The sequence below is a fragment of the Stenotrophomonas sp. AN71 genome, from assembly GCF_050435725.1.
In the GTDB taxonomy this organism is placed as follows: domain Bacteria; phylum Pseudomonadota; class Gammaproteobacteria; order Xanthomonadales; family Xanthomonadaceae; genus Stenotrophomonas.
This window is the reverse complement of the sequence record NZ_JBNDKU010000013.1, coordinates 102359-123949: the sequence shown is the minus strand read 5'-3', so window position 1 is coordinate 123949 and position 21591 is coordinate 102359. Positions and strand designations below refer to the sequence as shown.

Annotated in this window: 23 protein-coding genes; 19 read left to right on the top strand and 4 right to left on the bottom strand. The window is 66.5% G+C overall.

Going from position 1 to position 21591, the window contains the following annotated elements; translation table 11 throughout:
* Positions 1-384 precede the first annotated feature (384 nt).
* The 6 genes from rsmD to ABH900_RS18075 all read left to right on the top strand — a co-directional run bounded on the left by rsmD (position 385) and on the right by ABH900_RS18075 (position 5200).
* Complete coding sequence (gene rsmD, locus ABH900_RS18100; protein ID WP_429624501.1) at positions 385-963, top strand: 16S rRNA (guanine(966)-N(2))-methyltransferase RsmD; 579 nt, start codon at positions 385-387, stop codon at positions 961-963.
* Positions 964-989: 26 nt separating this feature from the next.
* Complete coding sequence (gene coaD, locus ABH900_RS18095; RefSeq protein ID WP_429624500.1) at positions 990-1499, top strand: pantetheine-phosphate adenylyltransferase; 510 nt, start codon at positions 990-992, stop codon at positions 1497-1499.
* A gap of 60 nt (positions 1500-1559) precedes the next feature.
* A complete protein-coding gene (locus tag ABH900_RS18090; RefSeq protein ID WP_429624499.1) occupies positions 1560-2051 on the top strand; it encodes a hypothetical protein in 492 nt (163 codons plus the stop codon).
* 132 nt (positions 2052-2183) lie between these two features.
* Positions 2184-2465, top strand: a complete 282-nt coding sequence (locus ABH900_RS18085) for a YfhL family 4Fe-4S dicluster ferredoxin (protein ID WP_429624498.1) — start codon at positions 2184-2186, stop codon at positions 2463-2465.
* Complete coding sequence (gene ggt, locus ABH900_RS18080) at positions 2462-4192, top strand: gamma-glutamyltransferase (protein WP_429624497.1); 1731 nt, start codon at positions 2462-2464, stop codon at positions 4190-4192. The genes ABH900_RS18085 and ggt overlap by 4 nt, the downstream gene beginning before the upstream one ends.
* 120 nt (positions 4193-4312) lie before the next feature.
* Complete coding sequence (locus tag ABH900_RS18075; protein ID WP_429624496.1) at positions 4313-5200, top strand: MBL fold metallo-hydrolase; 888 nt, start codon at positions 4313-4315, stop codon at positions 5198-5200.
* Positions 5201-5309: 109 nt separating this feature from the next.
* Here ABH900_RS18075 and ABH900_RS18070 read toward each other — a convergent pair whose 3' ends face one another.
* On the bottom strand, positions 5310-5603 hold the full coding sequence (locus ABH900_RS18070; protein ID WP_429624495.1) for a PsiF family protein: 294 nt from the start codon (positions 5601-5603) through the stop codon (positions 5310-5312).
* A 59-nt stretch (positions 5604-5662) separates the two neighbouring features.
* On the opposite strand from ABH900_RS18070, the gene ABH900_RS18065 reads away from it, so the two are divergent.
* Both ABH900_RS18065 and ABH900_RS18060 read left to right on the top strand, forming a co-directional pair.
* On the top strand, positions 5663-6097 hold the full coding sequence (locus ABH900_RS18065; protein WP_429624494.1) for an ArsR/SmtB family transcription factor: 435 nt from the start codon (positions 5663-5665) through the stop codon (positions 6095-6097).
* Entirely contained in the window at positions 6069-6548 is a 480-nt protein-coding gene (locus tag ABH900_RS18060; protein ID WP_429624493.1) for an SRPBCC family protein, read from the top strand. Before ABH900_RS18065 ends, ABH900_RS18060 begins: the two co-directional genes overlap by 29 nt.
* Positions 6549-6602: 54 nt before the next feature.
* Here the strand turns inward: ABH900_RS18060 and upp are convergent, their stop codons facing one another.
* Entirely contained in the window at positions 6603-7235 is a 633-nt protein-coding gene (upp, locus tag ABH900_RS18055; RefSeq protein WP_429624492.1) for a uracil phosphoribosyltransferase, read from the bottom strand.
* Positions 7236-7452: 217 nt separating this feature from the next.
* Between upp and ABH900_RS18050 the strand changes: the two genes are divergently transcribed.
* The 7 genes from ABH900_RS18050 to ABH900_RS18020 all read left to right on the top strand — a co-directional run bounded on the left by ABH900_RS18050 (position 7453) and on the right by ABH900_RS18020 (position 15990).
* On the top strand, positions 7453-9966 hold the full coding sequence (locus tag ABH900_RS18050; RefSeq protein ID WP_429624503.1) for a TonB-dependent receptor: 2514 nt from the start codon (positions 7453-7455) through the stop codon (positions 9964-9966).
* Positions 9966-11075 (top strand): phytase, encoded by a 1110-nt coding sequence (locus tag ABH900_RS18045; RefSeq protein ID WP_429624491.1) that lies wholly within the window; start codon positions 9966-9968, stop codon positions 11073-11075. Before ABH900_RS18050 ends, ABH900_RS18045 begins: the two co-directional genes overlap by 1 nt.
* Entirely contained in the window at positions 11072-12439 is a 1368-nt protein-coding gene (locus ABH900_RS18040) for a fibronectin type III domain-containing protein (RefSeq protein ID WP_429624490.1), read from the top strand. Before ABH900_RS18045 ends, ABH900_RS18040 begins: the two co-directional genes overlap by 4 nt.
* Before the next feature lie 13 nt (positions 12440-12452).
* A complete protein-coding gene (locus ABH900_RS18035) occupies positions 12453-13079 on the top strand; it encodes an inorganic diphosphatase (RefSeq protein ID WP_429624489.1) in 627 nt (208 codons plus the stop codon).
* 58 nt (positions 13080-13137) lie between these two features.
* Positions 13138-13584, top strand: coding sequence for a hypothetical protein (locus tag ABH900_RS18030; protein ID WP_429624488.1), 447 nt, complete (start codon positions 13138-13140; stop codon positions 13582-13584).
* Positions 13585-13738: 154 nt separating this feature from the next.
* A complete protein-coding gene (locus ABH900_RS18025) occupies positions 13739-15154 on the top strand; it encodes a cryptochrome/photolyase family protein (RefSeq protein WP_429624487.1) in 1416 nt (471 codons plus the stop codon).
* A gap of 140 nt (positions 15155-15294) precedes the next feature.
* The gene (locus ABH900_RS18020; protein WP_008267948.1) at positions 15295-15990 is read left to right on the top strand and encodes an OmpA family lipoprotein; all 696 of its coding nucleotides are present in this window, start codon (positions 15295-15297) and stop codon (positions 15988-15990) included.
* A 213-nt stretch (positions 15991-16203) separates the two neighbouring features.
* Here ABH900_RS18020 and ABH900_RS18015 read toward each other — a convergent pair whose 3' ends face one another.
* A complete protein-coding gene (locus ABH900_RS18015; protein ID WP_429624486.1) occupies positions 16204-16929 on the bottom strand; it encodes an SDR family oxidoreductase in 726 nt (241 codons plus the stop codon).
* A 115-nt stretch (positions 16930-17044) separates the two neighbouring features.
* On the opposite strand from ABH900_RS18015, the gene ABH900_RS18010 reads away from it, so the two are divergent.
* Positions 17045-17938 (top strand): LysR family transcriptional regulator, encoded by an 894-nt coding sequence (locus ABH900_RS18010; RefSeq protein ID WP_429624485.1) that lies wholly within the window; start codon positions 17045-17047, stop codon positions 17936-17938.
* Between the two features lie 106 nt (positions 17939-18044).
* Here ABH900_RS18010 and ABH900_RS18005 read toward each other — a convergent pair whose 3' ends face one another.
* Positions 18045-19076: a LysR family transcriptional regulator gene (locus tag ABH900_RS18005; RefSeq protein ID WP_005416157.1), complete on the bottom strand. Its 1032-nt coding sequence runs from the start codon at positions 19074-19076 to the stop codon at positions 18045-18047.
* 147 nt (positions 19077-19223) lie between these two features.
* Between ABH900_RS18005 and ABH900_RS18000 the strand changes: the two genes are divergently transcribed.
* The 3 genes from ABH900_RS18000 to ABH900_RS17990 all read left to right on the top strand — a co-directional run bounded on the left by ABH900_RS18000 (position 19224) and on the right by ABH900_RS17990 (position 21560).
* Positions 19224-19451, top strand: coding sequence for a hypothetical protein (locus ABH900_RS18000; RefSeq protein ID WP_429624484.1), 228 nt, complete (start codon positions 19224-19226; stop codon positions 19449-19451).
* Positions 19448-20218 (top strand): SDR family NAD(P)-dependent oxidoreductase, encoded by a 771-nt coding sequence (locus ABH900_RS17995; RefSeq protein WP_429624483.1) that lies wholly within the window; start codon positions 19448-19450, stop codon positions 20216-20218. The genes ABH900_RS18000 and ABH900_RS17995 overlap by 4 nt, the downstream gene beginning before the upstream one ends.
* A gap of 106 nt (positions 20219-20324) precedes the next feature.
* A complete protein-coding gene (locus ABH900_RS17990; RefSeq protein ID WP_429624482.1) occupies positions 20325-21560 on the top strand; it encodes an efflux RND transporter periplasmic adaptor subunit in 1236 nt (411 codons plus the stop codon).
* The last annotated feature ends 31 nt before the right edge of the window (positions 21561-21591 follow it).

Here is a 21591-nt window from a genome sequence, read left to right as displayed (position 1 = left end):
CCTCTGACAGGTTCACTCGGCTGTTGGTGGGTGTCGACCTTGGTCGACACATCTGTCAGATATCGAAATAAAACTTGGGTCAGATCCGTTTTCCGCAGGAAAACGGATCTGACCCCAAGAGTCGTTGCGACAGATCGCGGGAAACTGTCGAAGGCGGGGTGGGTCAGGTTGTGGGGGTGTCCGCGGCATGGATGCCGCGGCCAAGCCCCCAAGGATGGATTCACGGCGTCCCCCACAACCTGACCCACCCCGCCAACCCACAGGAAACCAGCTTTTGCGGTTGCTTCGGCCGTTGCTGTGGCCTCTGCGGGTTCCGGGCGCCGCCCGGACGACTACAATCCCTTTCATGCTGAATTTCTCGAATACCTCCCGCCGGGGGCGCCGATGAGCGGCCGTGGGGGCAATGATGGCCAGGTCCGCATCATCGGCGGTCGCTGGCGCAATACCCGCCTGCCGGTGCCGACCCTGCCAGGTCTTCGGCCCAGCAGTGATCGTGTGCGCGAAACCCTGTTCAACTGGTTGATGCCCAAGCTGGGCGGTGCACGGGTGCTGGACCTGTTCGCGGGCAGTGGCGCGCTGGGCCTGGAGGCGGTCTCGCGCGGCGCCGCCCATGCCACTCTGGTCGAGCGCGACGCGCAGCTGACGCGCAATCTCTCTGCCGCCGTGAGCAAGCTGCAGGCCGCGGACCAGCTCGCCGTGGTCCAGGCCGATGCCCTGCGCTGGCTGCAGGGCGCGCCGGCGCAGCAGGCCGATCTGGTGTTCATCGACCCCCCGTTTGCCGATGGCCTGTGGCAGGACGTGCTGGCCCAGCTGCCGAGGCATCTGGCCGCCAATGCCTGGCTGTACCTGGAATCGCCAGCCGGCCACGTGCCGGTGCTGCCGCCGGACTGGCTGCTGCACCGCGAGGGCAGTACCCGCGAGGTGCGCTTTGCCCTGTACCGCCGCGCCACTGCTACACTTTGACCTCATCTGAACATCTGCATCCGCCCATGACCGTGGCCAACCGCCGCATCGCCGTCTACCCCGGCACGTTCGACCCCATCACCAATGGCCATATCGACCTGGTGAGCCGGGCTGCGCCGCTGTTTGAAAAGGTCGTGGTGGGTGTGGCGCAGAGCCCGTCCAAAGGGCCGGCGTTGCCGCTGGAGCAGCGCGTGCAGCTGGCGCGCGGCGCGCTCGGCCATCACGACAATGTCGAGGTCATCGGTTTCGACACGCTGTTGGCCCATTTCGTACGCTCGGTCCAGGGCGGGGTCCTGCTGCGCGGCCTGCGCGCGGTGTCCGACTTCGAGTACGAGTTCCAGATGGCCAGCATGAACCGCCACCTGATCCCCGAGGTCGAGACCCTGTTCCTGACCCCGGCCGAGCAGCACAGCTTCATCTCGTCCTCGCTGGTCCGCGAGATCGCGCGCCTGGGCGGCGACGTGTCCGGTTTCGTACCGGCCGCGGTGCTCGAAGCCCTGCGCAAGGTCCGCGAAGCGAAGTCGGCGCAGTCGTAAGCCCCGCTGTACCCGCACCCCATTACGTACAACACCACGCACCATTCCGGGAGGAAATCCATGAACACCACCATGCGCGCGATGCTGATCGCTTCGTTGGCCCTGGCCTTCACCGCCTGCAAGAAGGACGAGGCCGCTCCGGTCGACGAAGCCAAGCAGGCCCTGGTCGCTCCGGCCAAGGATGACGATGCAGGCTGGAAGAAGTACCTGCAGGAAGTGGCCATCCAGAACATGGGCAACATCACCAACAGCCCGTTCCTGTACTACCTCTCGCCGGAATCGGACCCGGACTTCCAGGCCAAGTACGAGCGCCAGACCGAGAGCGCGACCCAGGCCGTGGCCCGTGGCGTGCAGCCGGGCAACATGCTGGCCTTCGGTTCGTCGGCCTCGGGCAAGATGGCTGACATGATCCTGGCCGTGTTCAAGGACGTGTCGCCGGATTCGATGAAGGGCGTGCGCGTCGTCTTCATCGGCCAGTCGGCCGACAACGCCCGCGTGCAGGCGGCGGTCCAGCCGACCGGTGCCGAGTACATTTTCGTCGAAGCCAAGTAATACCGAGCCATGGCGGCCATGCTCCGGCGTGGCCCGGGCGGCGTCCTGCAAGGGCGCCGCTGATGACCTGACCGGCCCGCGCGCCCGCGCTGGCCGGTCCTTTGTCCCAGGGCGCGGGCGAGGAGTATCGCCGTGTCGCTGAAAATCAACGAGCTCTGCGTCAACTGTGACGTATGCGAGCCGGCCTGCCCGAACCAGGCCATTGCGATGGGTGAAACCATCTACGTGATCGACCCTGCGCGCTGCACCGAATGCGTGGGTCATTTCGACGAGCCACAGTGCGTGGTCGTCTGCCCGGTCGAGTGCATCGACCCGGACCCGGAGATCGTGGAAACGGAGGACCAGCTGCTGGCCAAGCTGCGCCAGCTGCAGCACGATCACCCCGAACTCTATACGGAGCCCCCATCCGAATGAAGACGTTGATCGCTCGCCCCCTGCTGCTGCTCGGTCTGCTGCTGAGCCCGATGGCCTGGGCCGACAGCCCGGCCCGTGCCGAACGCCCCGACGGCGCGGCCATTGCCAGCGGCCACGCGCTGGCCACCCAGGCCGGCATCGACATCCTGGCGCAGGGTGGCAACGCCTTCGACGCCGCGGTGGCAGTGTCATCCACGCTGGCGGTGGTCGAGCCGATCAGCTCGGGCCTCGGTGGCGGGGGCTTCTTCCTGCTGCATGACGCGGCCACCGGCAAGGACGTGATGCTGGACGCGCGCGAGACCGCGCCGGCGGCAGCCACGCCACAGGCCTTCCTCGACAAACAGGGCAACCTGGACCGCGACCGCTCGGTCAACGGCGCCTGGTCGGCCGGCATCCCGGGCCTGCCTGCGGCGCTGGTCGAGCTGTCCGCCAAGCATGGCAAGCTGCCACTGTCGGCCTCGCTGCAGCCGGCGATCCGCATCGCCCGCGAAGGCTTCCCGGTATACGACCGGATGGCCAAGGGCTATGCCTCGCGCCGTGAGGTGATGGAGCGCTACCCCGGCACCCGAGAGGTGTACCTGCGCAATGGCCGGCCGATCGCCACCGGTGACCTGTTCAAGCAGCCGGAGCTGGCGCAGACGCTGGAGCGCCTGGCGGCCGGCGGCTTCGATGGCTTCTACAAGGGCCAGACCGGCACGCTGCTGCTGGCCGGCGTGAAGCAGGCCGGCGGCAAATGGACGGCTGAAGAGCTCGCCGGCTACCGGGTGAAACAGCGCGAGCCGATCGTCTTCAACTACAACGGCTGGAAGATCACCACCGCGCCGCCGCCGTCGTCCGGTGGCATCGCGCTGGCCAGCATGCTGCAGATCCTGGAAGGCTGGGACATCAAGCAGATGGACCCGGCGCACCGTACCCACCTGGTGGTGGAGTCGATGCGTCGCGCCTACCGCGACCGCACCTTCTTCCTCGGCGATCCGGACTTCGTGCAGATCCCGCAGAAGGTGCTGACCAGCAAGGACTATGCACAGGGCCTGCGCGCCACCATCCACCCGGAGAAGGCCACGCCCAGCGATCTGCTGTCGGGCAACCCGACCCCGCTGGAAGACGACGAGACCACCCACTTCTCGATCATCGACCGCGACGGCAACCGTGTCGGCGCCACCCAGACCGTCAACCTGCTGTACGGCTCGGGCCTGATTCCGAAGGGCACCGGCGTGCTGCTGAACAACGAGATGGACGACTTCGCGCTGAAGCCGGGCACGCCCAATGCGTTCGGCGTGATGGGCTACGCGGCCAATGCGCCGAAGCCGGGCAAGCGCATGCTCAGCTCGATGACGCCCACCTTCATGGAAAACAGTGACAAGGTGATCGTGCTGGGTACCCCGGGGGGCAGTCGCATCATCACCATGGTGCTGCTGGGTATCCTGGGTTACGACGCTGGACTGGACGCGCAGCAGGTGGCTGCCCTGCCGCGCTACCACCACCAGTGGCTGCCGGACCTGATCGAAGCCGAGGACGATGCGTTCGATGCGGCGACGGTAAAGCAGCTGCAGGCGATGGGTCACAAGATCGATCTGCCGGGTGACACCGCCGCCGGTGGCCGCGGTTCCAGCCATGTCTGGGGCAACCTGCAGACCGTGGAATGGGATCGCAAGGCGAACCATCTGTTCGGCGGCAGTGACCCACGCAATCCGGTGGGCAGTGCCCAGGTCGTGCCGGCGCGCTGATCCTGCGGTAGCGTCGGGCCATGCCAGGCGGACGCACACCTGAAAACCCCGCCTTTGCCGGCGGGGTTTTCTGTTTCCTTTCTAGCGATTATTTAACGAGCTGGCGCCGATAATCGACGCATGAAACTCTGGTCGATTCGTGGAAACTCGCAGCGCCTCGATGGCGGTGCGATGTTCGGCAACGCGCCGCGCGCGTTGTGGGAAAAATGGGCGGCACCGGACGAGCTCAATCGCATCGAGCTGGCCTGCCGTGCGCTGCTTGCCAGCCCGTTGGAAGGCAAGACGGTGCTGTTTGAAACCGGTATCGGGGCGTTCTTCGATCCGCGCATGCGTGAGCGCTACGGCGTGCAGGAAAGCCAGCACGTGCTGATCGATTCGCTGCGCGAAGCCGGTTTCGAGCACGAGGATGTCGATGTCGTGGTGCTCAGCCACCTGCACTTCGATCATGCCGGCGGGCTGCTGGCGGCGTGGAGCGAAGGGCGTGAGCCGGAACTGCTGTTCCCCAATGCGACCTATGTGGTGGGTGCACAGCATTGGCAGCGCGCCGTGCAGCCGCATCCGCGCGACCGGGCCAGCTTCATTCCGGAGCTGCCGGGCCTGCTGCAGGCCAGTGGTCGCCTGGAAGTGGTGGATGGGGAGTACTCCAAGGCACTTGGCCACAGCGTACGTTTCAGCTACAGCGACGGGCATACGCCGGGGCTGATGCTGGCCGAGATTGTCGGCCACGCGCAGGCCGGCGAGGGCGCGCACGGGGGTGTGGTGTTCTGTGCCGACCTGATTCCAGGGCGTTCATGGGTGCATGTGCCGATCACCATGGGCTACGACCGCAATGCCGAGTTGCTGATCGACGAGAAACGCCAGTTTCTGGAAGACAAGCTGGCGCGCAACGTGCGTCTGTTCTTCACCCACGACCCGCAGGTGGCACTGGCGCAGCTGGGCCGTGATGACAAGGGCCGTTTCGTGACCCTGCACGAGCAGGGTGAGCTGAAGGCGCGCGCGCTGGGGTAATGAAAAGGCCGGGCAGTGCCCGGCCTTCCATAGGTAGTGGATCCACGCCACGCGTGGATAAACCGTTGTTGATCTCAGTAGATCCACGCCATGCGTGGATAAACCGTTGTTACGACGCCTTCAGGCAGCTGCTCATGAAGGTCTTGCGCGCATCACCGGCAAGCTTCTTGGTGCCAGCGTCGGCGTTGCACTTCTTCATGCGTTCCTGTGGCGTGGTCGCGGCCTTGGTTTCGGCGGCGTGGCCACTGAGGCAGGAACTCTGCGCGGTTTTGTAAGCGTCGCCCTTGAGTCCCTTGTTCTTGGCCGAGCAATCGGCCATGCGCTGCTGCTGCGGTGTGGTGGCGTTGGCGGCCAGGGGCAGGGCGACCAGCAGGACGGCGGCCAGCAGGAAAGAGGCTTTCATCGGGGAGCTCCAAGGGGTGGCGGGTGCGCGGAGCATTGGCCTCCGGGCAGCAAGGCCGCGTGAAGAATCGCATTGCGGCCGCGTCCGCTTGCACCAGCATTCAGATCGGCGTATTACTTAGCCATATGGGTAAGTATGATTCGACCATCAACGACGTCTTCCTGGCGTTGGCCGACCCGACCCGTTGCGCGATCGTGGCCACGCTGGGGCAGGGCCCGCGCACGGTGTCGGTGCTGGCCGAACCGTTCGAGATGGCCTTGCCCTCGCTGATGAAACACCTGGCCGTGCTGGAGCGCTGCGGCGTGGTGCGCAGCCATAAGCAGGGGCGTGTACGCACCTGCGAACTGGTACCTGCGCGGCTGGGCGAGGCCGAAAAATGGCTGGCCGGGCAGCGCGCCGTGTGGGAAGGGCGTACCGCCCGCCTGGTTGATCTGGTTGAAACCCTTCACCGACAGGAGCAGGCCCATGGCCGAAGACGCAGGCAACAACCCTGACACCGACCTGGTCATCAGGCGTGTGCTGAATGCACCGCGCGCGGCACTGTGGCGGGCATGGACCGACCCGGAACTGCTGCGTCAGTGGTGGTGTCCGAGGCCCTGGACCACCGAGGTGCGCGCATTCGATCTGCGCCCGGGCGGGGCCTTCCACACCTTCATGCAGGGCCCAGATGGCGGCAGCAGCGACAATCCGGGCTGCTTCCTTGAGATCGTGCCGCAACAGCGCCTGGTATTCACCTCGATGCTGGGCGCAGGCTGGCGGCCACAGTCACCGTGGCTGGGCTTCACTGCCATCATCACGATGGAGGACGAGGGGCAGGGCTGCCGCTACACCGCGCGGGTGATGCACCCGGACAAGGCCTTGCGTGACCAGCACGAGCAGTTGGGCTTCTTCGACGGCTGGAACACAGCCATCGGCCAGCTGGAAGCCTTCGCGGCAGGCCTGTAGCCTCTGTTGGGTCAGATCCCTTTCGCCCCGAAAGGGCTCTGACCCCACCACTCCTCAGCCGACGCGGGTGCCGAAGATGCGGTCGCCGGCGTCGCCCAGGCCCGGCAGGATGTAGCCCTTTTCGTTGAGTTGGGTATCGATGGCCGCGGTGTAGATCTCAACGTCCGGATGCACGGCCTTGACCGCGTCGATGCCTTCCGGCGCGGCGACCAGGAAGATGCCCTTGATGCGGCGGGCGCCGGCACGCTTGAGCATGTCGATCGTGGCGATCAGGGTGCCGCCGGTGGCCAGCATCGGGTCCAGGATCAGCGCGTCGCGTTCTTCCAGGCGACCGGTCAGGCGCTCGAAGTAGGGCACCGGCTGCAGGGTTTCCTCATCGCGCTGCAGGCCCACCACGCTGACGCGGGCGGCCGGGATCAGCGACAGCACGCCACTGAGCATGCCCAGGCCGGCACGCAGGATCGGCACAACGGTGATCTTGGCGCCGGCGATGCGCTGCACGGTGACCGGGCCGGCCCAGCCGGACAGGGTGTGCGGTTCGGTGTCCAGGTCGGCGGTGGCCTCATAGGCCAGCAGCGTGCCCAGCTCGTTGGCCAGTTCGCGGAAATCCTTGGTGCTGAGCGCTGCGTTGCGCATCAGGCCGATCTTGTGCTGCACCAACGGGTGGCGCACTTCGACGATCTTCATGGTCGGGAAGGGTAATCAGGAGAGAGGACGCCATTTTGCCGGATTGCCGTGCGCAACCCCAAACCCGGCATGGAACCGCCGTACATGAAATGTGCAGATGCATGTCACGGCCATGCAACCTTGCGGACATACCGTGCAGACCCATTCTTAACAGGAATGGGGATTCCCAGTGCATATCAAGACTCCGTTGGCCGTTGCCATCACCCTGACCCTGGCGATGGGGGCCGCAGCCCCGCTGCAGGCCGCCGGGCAGCAGGCGGTCGCCGCCACCGGCGCTGTGGCTGCCGACGCGATCGACCTGGACCGCATTGAAGTGCGCGCCCAGCTCGAATCGCAGATCCGCGCGGTCGACCTCAAGCGCAGCAGCGATGCCATCGAGGATGCAGTCTCCTCCGATGCGCTGGGCCAGTACCCGGACAAGAACGTGGCCGAGTCGCTGCAGCGCCTGCCGGGCATCAGCGTGACCCGCGACCAGGGCGAAGGCCGCTTCGTGGTCATCCGCGGCCTGGATGCCAACCTCAACAGTGTCAGCGTGGATGGCATCGCCGTGGGCACGCCGGAAGATTCCAGCCGCGCCGCACCGCTGGACGTGATTCCGTCCGATTCCACCGAGCGCCTGCGGGTGGTGAAGTCGCCGACGCCGGACATGCCCGGTGATGCGATCGGCGGTGCCGTACTGGTGGAATCGGCCTCGGCCTTCGACCGCGATGGCCGCAGCCTGCGTGGCAAGATCGAAGGCAGCCATCAGCAGCTGTCCGGCGAGACCAGCCCGAAGGCCGCCTTCAACTACAGCGAAGTATTCAACGATACCTTCGGTGTCGCGCTGGGCGTGAACTACCAGAAGCGCACGTTCGAGTCGGACAACACCGAAGTGGAATACGACGGCGAGAAGGATGCCGCACCGGGCGATGTCACTGCGATCAACCTGCAGCATCGCAAGTACGAGATCGAGCGCAAGCGTATCGGCGCCAACCTCAACCTCGACTGGCGCCCGAATGAAGACAGCAGGTACTACCTGCGTACGCTGTACAGCCAGTTCGATGATGCGGAAACCCGCCAGCGCGTGATCTTCAACTTCGATGACGCGAAGATGGTCAAGACCGGTACCGACCAGTACCGCCTGGATGGCATGCCGAAGGACTCCATCGACAAGCGCATGCGCTACCGCACCAAGGAGGAGAACACCTTCGCGGCCAGCCTCGGTGGCGAGAACAAGCTGACCCATGCCGTGGTCGACTACAAGGTCGGCTACACCCGCACCGAAGAGCGGGTGAATGACGAGATGGAGGCCCGCTTCAAGCTCAACGGCAAGGCCTTCAATGGCACCCTGGACCAGAGCAGCCGCCTGCCCAGCTACAGCTTCGACAACCCGCAGTGGCTGGACAACGGCAATTACGCCTTCGATCGCTTCGTGCTCTCGCCCAAGCAGGTCAATGACAAGGAGCACAGCGCGCAGGTCAACGTGCGCTTCGACGGCGACAGCAGCAGCATCAAGTTCGGTCTGCTGGGCCGCTGGCGCGACCGCGACGTGAATGTCGACGAAAGCGAACTGCGCGTCGGCCCGAAGGTGGCGCTCTCGAGCTGGACCACCTCCTCACCGGAGTATCGCCACGGCACCCTGGGTGATGGCATGGATTCGGCCGCGATGCGCGCCTTCTGGGCGGCCAATGGCAGCCAGTACACCGCCCGTCCGCAGGATGTCGGTGGCAACGCGATGACCTCGCTGGAAGAAGATTACGTGGCCAGCGAAGACATCTTCGCCAGCTATGCCATGGGTACCTGGGATGTCGGCGCACTGCGCATCATCGGCGGCGTGCGCGTGGAGAACACCCGCTTCAAGGCGACCGGCAACCAGGTGGACGTGGCCGCCAATGGCCGCAGCTTCACCGTCACCCCGCGCGTGGCCAACAGCAGCTACACCAACGTGCTGCCGGGCCTGCACCTGCGCTACGACGCGGCCGATGACTGGGTGCTGCGCGCCTCGGCCAACAAGACCGTTTCCCGCCCGTCCTTCGGCGACGTCTCTCCGCGCGTGGGCTACAGCCGCGGCGACGAGGAAGTACGGCTGGGCAATCCGGAACTGGACCCGTACGAGTCGAAGAACATCGACCTGTCGGTGGAGAAGTACATCGGCAGCAGTGGCATCGTCTCGTTGGGGCTGTTCCACAAATCGATCGATGGCTACATCGTGCAGACCGTGCGCACCAATGACCCGGCCTACGGTGGCTTCGACGTGACCCAGCCGATCAATGGCCGCAAGGCCACGGTCCGCGGCGCGGAGTTCAACTGGCAGCAGCAGCTGGCGTTCCTCCCGGCCGGCCTGGACGGGCTGCTGGTCGGTGCCAGTGGTACCTGGCTGGATACCTCCTTCGACGCCGGCATCGAGGACCGCGCGGGCGAGGACTTCACCCTGCCGCGCGCTTCCAAGCATGTCTACAGCGCGCACATCGGCTACGAAAAGTACGGCGTGAGTACGCGACTGGCGGCGGTGTACCGCAGCGAGTACCTGGACAGCATCGGCAAGGGGCGCGCCTTCGACATCTACGTGGCGCCCAATACCCAGCTCGATTTCTCGCTGGACTACAAGTTCACCCCGCGCGTGAGCATGTACTTCGAAGCGCAGAACCTGCTGGACAAGCCACTGGAGCTGTACCAGGGCACGCGCTCGCGCACACTGCAGATGGAAGAGTACGGCCGCACCTACGCGCTGGGCCTGAAGGTGGCACTGTGATGGCGTGTCGCGGCACGTCCCTGGCCATCGCGCTGACCATGCTGCTGGCGGCCGGCTGCACGCCGGGGGCGGGCGGTGATCCGGCCGCCGTCTCGCCGGACACCGGGGGCGAACGGGTGGTGACCACCATCGCCGAAGCCTTTCTCTCTCCGATGACCCCGGCCGACAATATCGACTCGCCTGCGGCCTGGCGCGCGCCGGACGGCACGTTGTGGCTGATCGCCACCGCCAAGGCCACCGACAAGCTGGTGGTCTACGACGGCAGCACCGGCCAGCACCTGCGCGACGTGGGCAGCAGCGGCACCGCACCGGGGCAGTTCGACCGCCCAAACGGCATCGCGGTGACCGACGACCTGCTGTGGATCGTGGAGCGCGACAATCACCGCGTGCAGGTGCTGGCCCTGCCGGGCTTCACTCCGCTGGCGACGTTCGCTGCGGACGACCTGCGCAAGCCGTACGGGCTGTGGGTCGACCGCCGTGCCGATGGCTACAGCGTCTACGTCACCGACTCCTGGGACAACGGCGAGGATGCGCAGGGGCGTGACATCCTGCCGCCGCTGGCCGAGCTGGACAAGCGCGTGCGCCAGTACCACGTGACCCGCGATGGTGCGAAAATCGAGGCGAAGCGGGTGGCCGACATCGGTGACACCACTGAAGCCGGTGCACTGCGTGTGGTCGAGTCGATCTGGGGCGACCCGGACAATGACCGCCTGTTGATCGCCGAAGAGGACGAGAGCTACGCCAGCGAGTTCAAGGTCTACACCCTGGCGGGCCGCTTCACCGGTACCACCTTCGGTCGCGATGTGTTCAAGGCGCAGGCCGAAGGCGTGACCCTGCGCACCTGCGGCAAGGACGGCTGGTGGATCACCACCGAGCAGGGCAAGCAGCGCAGCGTGTTCCATCTTTTCGACCGGCACACGCTGAAGCCGGTGGGGGCGTTCCAGGGCAATACCGTGGCCAACACCGATGGCATCTGGATGATGCAGCAGCCCAGCGCGCGCTTCCCGCACGGTGCGCTGTATGCGGTGCATGACGACCAGGGCGTGGTGGCATTCGATTGGGAGAGCATCGCCAAGCAGCTGGCCTTGCCGCTGGAGTGTGGCGCATGAGCGGGCGTTGCGTGATGCGCGCACTGGCGCTGGGCCTGCTGTTGGCGCTGCCGTCGTTGTCGTTCGCGGCGGCAGAGCCGAATACCCAGGTACCGGCAGGCAGCCGCCACTATGCGGCCACCCCGGTGCCTGACCGTATCGTTGCCTCTCCTGCGGCAGATCCCAGCCACGGCTTTGCCGTGGCCTGGCGCACTGATGGCAGTGTGCAGGCGCCGCTGCTGGAAATCGCCCAGGCCGGTGATTCGCCGGCCATCGAGGGCATCCGCCAGGTGCGTTCGACCACCCGGACCCTGCAGACCGAGAACGGCCCGTCGCATCACCATCGCGCCGATATCGATGGGCTGCAGCCAGATACCCTGTACGTCTACCGGGTGCAGGGCCATGGCAGCTGGAGCGCCTGGAACCAGCTGCGCACGCTGGCCGCTGCCGATCAGCCGCTGACCCTGCTGTACTTCGGCGATACACAGAACAAGAACGTCAGCCATGTCAGCCGTGTGGTGCGTGCCGCGCAGAAGGCTGCACCGCTGGCGCGCATGAGCCTGTTCGCCGGCGACCTGGTCAGCGGCGGCGACAACATGGACGACAGTGAGTGGGGTGAGTGGTTCGCCGCCACCGGCTGGCTTGCGCAGGAAACGCTGGTGGCGCCGGCCATCGGCAACCACGAATACTTCGAAGAGTTCGAGGACACACCGCAGGAGCGCCGTGTGCTGGGCCGGCACTGGCCGGTGACGTTCGCACTGCCGGGCAATGGCGCCCGCGCCGCGCAGCAGACCAGCTACTGGTTCGACGCACAGAGCGTGCGTGTGGCCGTAGTCGATGGAACCTCGGCGCTCGACCTCGGCACAGCCAAGGCGCAGGCGCAGTGGCTGGACACGGTGCTGGCCAGCAATCCGCAGCCGTGGACCATCGTGTTGCTGCACCAGCCTTTCTACTCGCCGCGCGAGGGCCGCGAGAACGCTGCACTGCGAGACGTGCTGCTGCCGGTGGTGCGCCGGCACAACGTGGATCTGGTGCTGCAGGGCCACGATCACACCTATGGCCGTCGTGGCGAAGGGCAGGCCGCGACGCCGCAGTATGTGGTGACCGTCGCCGGGCCGAAGCAGTACCGCCTTTCCGATGAAGCGCGAAGGACGATGGATCCGGTGGCCGAGGATACCCAGCTGTTCCAGGTGTTGAACATCGACCCGCAGCGCCTGCGCTATGAAGCGCGCACCGCGACCGGCCGTCTCTACGATGCCTTCGAACTGCGCCGCGATGCCAGGGGCGGCAAGCAGCGCATGGAGCTGACCGAGGGGCGCATCGCACCGCGCGATTGCCCGCGTGCGCAGACCGCCAAGGGTCGTGCCGACCGCTGCTGGGAATGATCAGGACACGCCCATGACCACGTCCCATCGCATCGTTCCGCTGGCCGCCATTGGTGCATCCCTGCTGTTGCTGGCCAGCGCGGTGACCGCCGCTGACAGCGTGCTGCATCCGTTCCTGGTGGCGCAGCCGAAGCAGGCGCCACAGGAAGTGAATCTGGCGGTGGAGATCCCGGCTGGCAGTTTCACCAAGTACGAGATCAAGGACGACGGGCTGGTACATGTGGACCGTTTCCAGTCGATGCCGGTCGCGTACCCGGCCAACTATGGTTCGATGCCGCGCACGCTGGCCGGTGACAGCGATCCGCTGGATGCGCTGGTGCTGACCCGCGAGCCGTTGCATCCGGGCGTGATCGTGCGTTTCCGACCGATCGGTTACCTGAAGATGATCGATGGTGGCGAGCACGACGAGAAGATCATCGGCGTGCCGACCGACAAGGTCGATCCGACCTATGCCAGGATCCGCGACCTGGCCGATCTGCCTGAGATCGAACGGCAGCGCATCGAGGCGTTCTTCCGGGTCTACAAGGATCTGCCGGCCGGGCGCAATCCGGTGCAGCTCAATGGCTGGGGCAATGCCGCCGAAGCGCGTGCGCTGATCAGCGAAGCAATGCAGCGCTTCGACGCGCGCCCCGGCCCTTGACCGGGACGGCGCCCTCCGGCGTTGTATGCTCGCCGCTCAACCCCCGGAGGCAGTGTGGATGGGCGGATCGACATGGGGGCGCGGCGCTGGGGCCACGCTGCTGGTGCTGGAACTGCTGTTGCTGGCGATTCCAGTGACCTTGCTGGATGGCTTCGGCCTGTTGGTGCTGTTGCAGCCCAATGACCATCCGGACCGGATGCCGATGCTGGTGGGGACCGTGCTGGCAAGCATCGGTCTGCTGGGCTTCTGGTGGCTGACGGGTGCATTCCTGCTCAATGGCCTCACCCTGCGTGGCTCGCCCTGGGGCGCGCGGATGGGGGCCGGGCTGGGCATTGCGCTGTGCGCGGCAAGCCTGATGTTCGGCCTGCTGTTCGGCCGCCTGACCGGCTGGGCCTTGGTGGGGCTGTTGGGGTTGCCGATACTGGTGCCACTGGCGCACATGCTGCTGGCCTCGTGGCAGCGGCCGACCCGTGACGAGACAGCGCCTTCGCACAGTGATCGGTAAGGGAGTGGCTCCCTCCGCGCACGATGTATAGCAACGCAAGTGTGCCGGGTGCACGCCATGAAGCCGGCATGACGCGTTGCGCGACGCGGCAGGCTTCACTCCGCTTCACTGCCGCTGGCTATCATGGCCGCCTTCCACAACGATGGTGGTGCGTGTGTCGGTAGCGTTGGTATGGTTCCGCCGCGATCTGCGGCTGCAGGACAATCCGGCCCTGCAGGCCGCGCTGGAGGCCGGCCACAGCGTGGTGCCGGTCTACATCCACGCGCCGCATGAAGAAGGCGAATGGGCACCCGGTGCGGCCTCCAATGCGTGGCGCCATCGCTCGTTGGCCGCGCTGGATGCCGACCTGCGCGCGCGTGGCTCCTCGCTGGTGCTGCGCGCCGGTGACAGCCTGCCGACCCTGCAGGCGCTGATCAAGCAGACCGGCGCCGACGCCGTGTACTGGAACCGCAAGTACGAGCCGGCCACGCAGCCACGCGACGCCATCATCAAGCGCACCCTGCGCGAGCAGGGCATCGATGCACAGAGCTGCAATGGCAGCCTGCTGTTCGAGCCCTGGGATATCGCGACCCAGCAGGGGCAGCCGTACAAGGTATTCACCCCCTACTGGCGCAACGTGCTCAGCCATTGGCGCCTGCCTGCGCTGCAGGCGGCACCGAAGACGCTGCCGGCGCACACGGTCGACAGCCTCGCGCTGGACGAGTTGCAGCTGGCGCCCATGCTGGACTGGGATGCCGGCTTCTGGGAGCACTGGCAACCCGGCGAAGCGGGCGCGCTGGAGGCGCTGTCCGTTTTCGAGGACGGTGCTCTGCGCGGCTATCGCGAGCAGCGCGATCTGCCGGACCGGATCGGCACCTCGCGGTTGTCGCCGCACCTGCATTTCGGCGAGATCGCCGCGTGGCGCATCGCCCATGCGTTGGAAGGCCTGCGCAGTGCCGGCACCGATGCCGATATCGACGGCTACCTGCGCCAGCTCGGCTGGCGTGACTTCGCCTACCACCTGCTGCACCACTTCCCGAAAACGCCGACCGACAACCTCAACCCACGCTTCGATCGCTTCGCGTGGGCCACGCCCAGTGCCGCGCAACTGCACGACTGGCAGCGCGGCCACACCGGCGTGCCGATTGTCGATGCCGGACTGCGCGAGTTGTGGCACACCGGCTACATGCACAACCGGGTGCGGATGATCGTCGCCAGTTACCTGTGCAAGCACCTGCGGGCGCACTGGCTGCACGGCGCGCGCTGGTTCTGGGACACCCTGGTCGATGCCGACCTGGCCAACAACACGATGGGCTGGCAGTGGGTGGCCGGGACCGGTGCTGATGCAGCGCCGTATTTCCGTGTGTTCAATCCGGTGACCCAGGCCGAGAAGTTCGATCCACAGGCCCGTTACATCAGTCGTTGGGTACCCGAGCTGGCCGCGCTGCCGGTGAAGGCACGCTTCGCGCCGTGGCAGCATCCACTGCTGCTGGCGGCGCATGCACCGGGCTATCCGCGCACGCCACTGGTGGAACTGGCCGCGGGCCGCGACGCCGCACTTGCCGCCTACCGCCAGTCAGGGGCGGGGTAAAGCCGCCGCAGCGCGATCGAGTCAGTTAGCTGAACGCGGCCCTGTCGGCACGCTGGATCATCATCCCGACATCGCGTCAGCCTGTTTATCCTCTCTGCGCCCGCAAGCCGCCGGCCCGACCGGAAACCAAGGAGAACCACATGATCCGCAACACCACCCGCAACGTCGCTCTGGCCCTGATGAGTGCGGCTGTCCTGTCGGCCTGCGCCACCGGCGGCTCCTATGTGCAGAGCGACCAGTATGGCAACCCGACCGAGCAGCAGAACCGTACCGGCCGCAATGCGCTGATCGGTACCGCCATCGGCGTGGCTGCCGGCCTGCTGACCGGTGACAGCGCTACCGAACGCCGCCAGCACGCGCTGATCGGCGCTGGTATCGGTGCACTCAGCGGCGCCGCCGTTGGCCAGTACCAGGATCGCCAGGAACGCGCGCTGCGTGAGCGCACCGCCAACACCGGCATCGATGTGCAGCGCCAGGGCGACAACATCATGTTGAACCTGCCGGACGGCATCACCTTCGACTTCGGCAAGGCAACCCTGAAGCCGCAGTTCTACGGTTCGCTCAACGGTGTGGCCGGTACCCTGCGTGACTACAACCAGACCATGATCGAAGTGGTTGGCCATACCGACAGCATCGGCAGCGATGCGGTGAACAACCGCCTGTCCAAGGAGCGCGCCGATTCGGTGGCGCAGTACCTGATCGGCCAGGGCGTGCAGAGCGTGCGCATCGAAACCCTCGGCGCCGGCAAGTCCTACCCGATCGCAGACAACAGCACCGATGCCGGCCGTGCCAAGAACCGCCGCGTCGAAATCCGCGTGATTCCGCTCAAGCAATAACGCATAGCGTTATTGCTTGAGCCGGTCCGGCCACCGGCCGGAACGAAAATGCCGCCCTTGCAGGCGGCATTTTTGTGGGTGCCGAGCGTTGCTCGGCACGCCGATGGTGGCTCCGGTGCGCGGCTTTCCCGAACAGCGCCGACCAAGGTCGGCATCTACCGGAAGCGGGAACGCCGACCAGGGTCGGCATCCAACAGACGCCGGGTCAACCGCTCACATCGTCGCAGTGGGCCGCACCACGATCTCGTTCACATCCACATCGTCAGGCTGTTCGATCGCAAACCGCACCGCGCGCCCGATCGCGTCCGGCTGCAGGGCGATGGCGCGATAGCCGACCATCATCGCGGCGGCCGCCGGATCAGTGATGCTGTCGGCCAGCTCGCTTTCCACCACGCCGGGATGGATGCAGGTCACCCGCAGTTCACGGTGTTCCTGGCGCAGGCCGTCGGAGATCGCACGTACCGCGTATTTGGTCGCGCAGTACACCGCCGCCGTCGGGACCACCGACAGCGCACCAACCGAGGCGATGTTGATGATCTGCCCGCTGCGCTGCGCGATCATGCCGGGTAGCACGGCAGCGATGCCGTACAGCACGCCGCGGATGTTTACGTCGATCATCCGGTCCCACTCCTCGACTTTCAGCGAGGACATCAGGGACAGCGGCATCACGCCGGCATTGTTGACGATGACATCGATGGAACCGAAGTGCTGGCGGGCGGCGTCGGCGAAGGCCTCGACCTGCGTGCGGCGGGTGACATCCAGGGCGTGCACCAGCACCTCGGCGCCCTGCAGGCGCAGCTCGTCGGCCAACGCCTGCAGGCGATCCACGCGACGGGCGCCCAGCACCAGGCGTGCACCCGGTTGGGCGAGGGAGCGGGCGATGCCGGCGCCGATGCCACTGGAGGCGCCGGTGATCAGGATGGTTCGGGAAGGGCTCATGGCAGTGCTCTTGAGGGGGGAGTGCCGGGCCGCGCCCGGTACAGCCACGGTAGACGTCCGACCTTGTCGCGATAAGATGGCGACTCCTGATCACCTTGTTCAGATCTTCTAACCAATGAGCGTCGATCTCAACGCGCTGGCCGTGTTCCAGCGGGTCGCCGACTGCCGCAGCTTCACCGGAGCGGCCCAGCAGCTGGGCGTGACCCGTTCGGCGGTCAGCCAGACCATCGCCAGGCTGGAACAATCGTTGGGTGCTGCCCTGGTAATGCGCACCACCCGCAGCGTCAGCCTCACCGATGCCGGTCAGGCGCTGCTGGCCTCGATCAGGCCTGCGTTAGCGGAACTGGGCGACGCGCTGGAGGCCAGCATGCGCCGCCAGACAACCGTGTCCGGGCAGCTGCGGCTTGCTGTGTCATCCATTGCCGAGGCGTTCCTGGCTGGCCCGATGCTGGCCGGTTTTGCTGCACGTTATCCGGCGTTGCAGCTGGACATCACCGTCACCGATGAAGGGTTCGACATCGTCGGCGCGGGATTCGATGCGGGCGTGCGGCTGGGAGAGGTCATTGCCCAGGACATGGTGGCGGTGCCGGTATCGGCGCGGCAGCGCCAGTTGGTGGTGTGCTCGCCGGGCTATCGTGATGCCCACGCGCTGCCGACGCACCCACGGGAACTGGGTGCCCACCGCTGCATCGGATGGCGCAGCGCGCCGGACAGGGCGCCCTACCGATGGGAATTCGAAGAGCGGGGGCGTGAGTTCAGCGTCGATGTACAGCCGGAAATCACCAGCAACGACATGGGCGTGATGGTCCGGCTGGCCCTGGCCGGAGCGGGGCTGGCCATCGGCATGGAAGAGACCTGGCGGCCCTGGCTGCAGCGCGGCGAACTGGTGTCCGTGCTCGACGCATATTGCCCGCGCTTCGCGGGCTTTTTCCTCTACTACCCCAGCCGTCGCCAGGCCGAGCCGAAACTGCGCGCGCTGGTGGAGCATGTGCTGGCGCAGCGTCAGTAGCGTCGAGCTTGCTCGGCTGAAGCGGCAGGGCAGTCGAGCAAACTCGACTCTACGGAACCCGCCATCGCACGCCAGGTAGATCCACGCCAGGCGTGGATGCCTTGGATCAAGCCGCCGACGCTGCCACCTTCTCCAGGATCCGCTTGCCGCTGCTTTCCAGTGCCGCGTCTTCCTGCGCCTTCTGCTGCTGCGCCAGTTTCGCGCCCGGGCACTGCGCCAGCATGTAGTTGGCGTCGAAGTTGAGTTTCTCGACGAGGAAATCGACGAATGCCCGTACCTTCGGCGAGACCAGCCGGCCACCGGCGAACACGGCATTGAAATCCACTTCCGGGCCGGTCCAGCCGGCCAGCACGCGCCGCACCATGCCCGACTCGACGAACGGCTTGGCCATCACGTCGCCGGTCAGCAGCAGCCCCTCGCCGCACACCAGTGCACCATTGAGTGCCGACATGTCGTTGGCGGTCATCAGCGGCGTGACCGGGAAGTCGCGCAGCTCACCGCCGTTCTCGCCCAGCTGCCAGGTGAAGCGCGGCGAGTTGCCGGTGTGGTACGGCTTGCGCATGGCCAGGATGCGGTGGAACTGCAGTTCTTCCGGGTGCAGTGGTTCGCCGTAGCGTTCGATGTAGGCAGGGCTGGCAAACACCTGCGTGCGCAGGCTGCCCAGCTTGCGCGCCACCAGGTTGGAATCGGGCAGGGCGCCGACACGCAGCGCGAGGTCGGCTTCACCGGCGATCAGGTCCAGCTTCTCGTTGCCCATGTGCATGTCCAGCCGGATCTCCGGGTACTGAGCATGGAACTGGCCCAGCAGCGGTGCGATCCAGGTGATGCCGATCGAATAGGGCACGGTGAAGCGCAGCCAGCCGCGTGGGCCGGACTGCAGCTGGCTGACCGCGCTCTCGGCTTCTTCCAGCTCGCGTGCGATGCGTTGGCAGTGCTCGTGATAGATCGAACCGGCTTCGGTCAGGCCGAGTCGGCGCGTGGTCCGGTGCAGCAGGCGCGCGCCCAGGCGCGTTTCCAGTTCCTGCACTTTGCGGCTCACAGTGGTCTTGGGCAGGCCGAGCGATTTGGCGGCGGCAATGAAGCTGCCTTGCTCGACCACCTTGACGAAGATCAGCGTCTCGTTGAGATCGTGGGACATGGTCGGGGGTCCTGGACGTCGGGGATGGGACAATCGTGACAGAACGATTGGACCGGGTGCGGGATGATTATTCCCCTTAATCAGGACTAATCAAGTAAAGGTTTGAGGTCTATCGTGGCGCCATTCGTTAATTGGAGCCCGTCCGCCATGAGCCTGCGCAACATTCTTGCCCGACTCCGGAACGCCGGCCAGAACGCCCTGGACCTGGCGATGACCGTCGAAGCCCGTCCGAGTTCCTTGGTACACAAGGACTTTCGTGAGTTTACCGCGCCCATGCGTCAGCAGCGTGGCGGCACCGTCCGCCTGGTCCCGCACCAGGGCAACCGCCTGCGTCGAATCGGGACTATCCCGGATTTGGGAGGAAATGTCCCGTGAATGGGATGCTGACGCCCGAAGTCCTGGTTCTCGGCGGCACCGGTGCCGTTGGCCAGGGCGTGGTTGGCGCATTGCTGGAAGCCGGCAGCCCGGTGCTGGTGGTCGGCCGCGATCCGGGCCGGCTGGCCGCGCTGCATGAGCAGTTCGCCGATGAGCCTGGCCTGGAGACCCTGCTGGGTTCGCTGAGTGACGACGGTTCGGCACGCGTGCTGGCCGAGCGTATCGCGCAGCGTCCGCGTCCGCTGGCGGCGGTGATCGCGGCGATGGGCGGCCCCTACCGCCGCGGCCGGGTGACCGACCGCAACGGCGATGAGCTGCTGGGCGCGATGCAGGCCGATCTGATGCCGCATGTGCACGCGGTGCGTCACCTGTTGCCGCTGTTGCAGGGCAACGTGCATGCGCGGCGCTACGTGATGATCGGCAGCCCGGCCAACGCCAAGCCCTGGGCGGGCTATGGCGAGACCTCGATCACCACCGCCGCGCTGCGCATGTACGCGCAGGTCGTGCACCAGGAGGCGCAGGCGCTGGGCGTGCGCGCGCAGATGCTGGAAGTCTGCAGCCCGGTCTGTACCCCGGCCAACGCGGCCAATGCCTGCATCGAGTGGCCCAGCTCGCTGCTGGTCGGGCGTCGCGTGGTCTCGCTGCTCGATGGGTGCCGCGACAACCGCGCCATCGTGCGCTGCGACAGCAGTGATGCCGAACTGCCGCGCGGGCTGCTGCACCTGGACGTTCCCCCCTTGTGGCGCGATACCGCCGGCGTTGCTTGACCTCGACCATGGTTGAGGTCGCAGTCTGCGCACCCGCCGGCTTCCGCAAGCGACGTTCCACACCTTGATTCAAAAGCTGTACCACCCCTCCGTACGGATGCATGCCATGACTTCCCCCAATACCACCCCACATCGTTTCGGCCATCGCATCGCGATGGCTGGCGTGTCGATCCTCGCCGCGGCGGTACTTGCCGCGTGCAGCGGCGGCCACGCCGAAGAGGCCGGTGCACCGCCGCCGCCGCAGGTCAGTGCTGCCCCGGTGCTGGTCAAGCAGGTCAGCCAATGGGACGAGTTCAGCGGCCGTGTCGAAGCGGTACAGAGCGTTGAACTGCGTCCGCGTGTTTCCGGCTACATCGACAAGGTCAACTATGTCGAAGGCCAGGAAGTGAAGAAGGGCGAAGTGCTCTTCACCATCGACGCACGCAGCTACCAGGCCGAGTACGATCGGGCCGCCGCCGAACTGGCCCGCGCCCGCACCCAGGCCACCCTGGCCCGCAGTGAATCCGAACGTGCCAAGCGCTTGTCCGAGCAGCAGGCGATCTCCACCGAGACCGCCGAGCAGCGTCGGGCCGCCGCCGACCAGTCCGGTGCGGCCGTGCAGGCCGCGCAGGCCGCGCTGGATGCCGCCCGCCTCAACCTGGAGTTCACCAAGGTGCGTGCGCCGATCGACGGCCGTGCAGGCCGCGCGATGGTCACCGCCGGCAACCTGGTCACCGCCGGCGACAGTGCCAGTGTGCTGACCACGCTGGTCTCGCTGGACACTGTGTTCGTCTACTTCGATGCCGATGAAAGCACCTTCCTGCGCTACGCCCAGATGGCACGCAAGGGCGAGCGCCCGAGCGAGCGAGACAGCGAACTGCCGGTGAAGGTCGGCCTGTCCGGTGAAGAGGGCTACCCGCACGCGGGCAAGGTCGATTTCCTCGACAACCAGGTCGCCCGCAGCACCGGCACCATCCGTGTCCGCGCGCTGCTGGACAACGCCGATCGCCAGTTCACGCCGGGCCTGTTCGCCCGCGTGCAGCTGCTCGGCAGCGGCCAGTTCCAGGCCCTGCTGATCGATGACAAGGCTGTGCTGACCGACCAGGACCGCAAGTACGTCTACGTGGTCGACAAGGATGGCAAGGCCCAGCGCCGCGACATCCAGCTCGGCCGCACCGCCGAAGGCCTGCGCATTGTCGAGCACGGCCTGGCCGCCGGTGACAAGGTGATCATCGACGGCGTGCAGAAGGTGTTCATGCCGGGCATGCCGGTGCAGGCCAAGGCCGTGGCGATGCAGCCGCAGCCGGCGCCGGCGCCGGCGCCGGCGCCGGGCCGTGATGCCACCGCCGCGTTGAACCACTGATCCGCCGTCTCCTGATCCGCGTCCCCGCTTA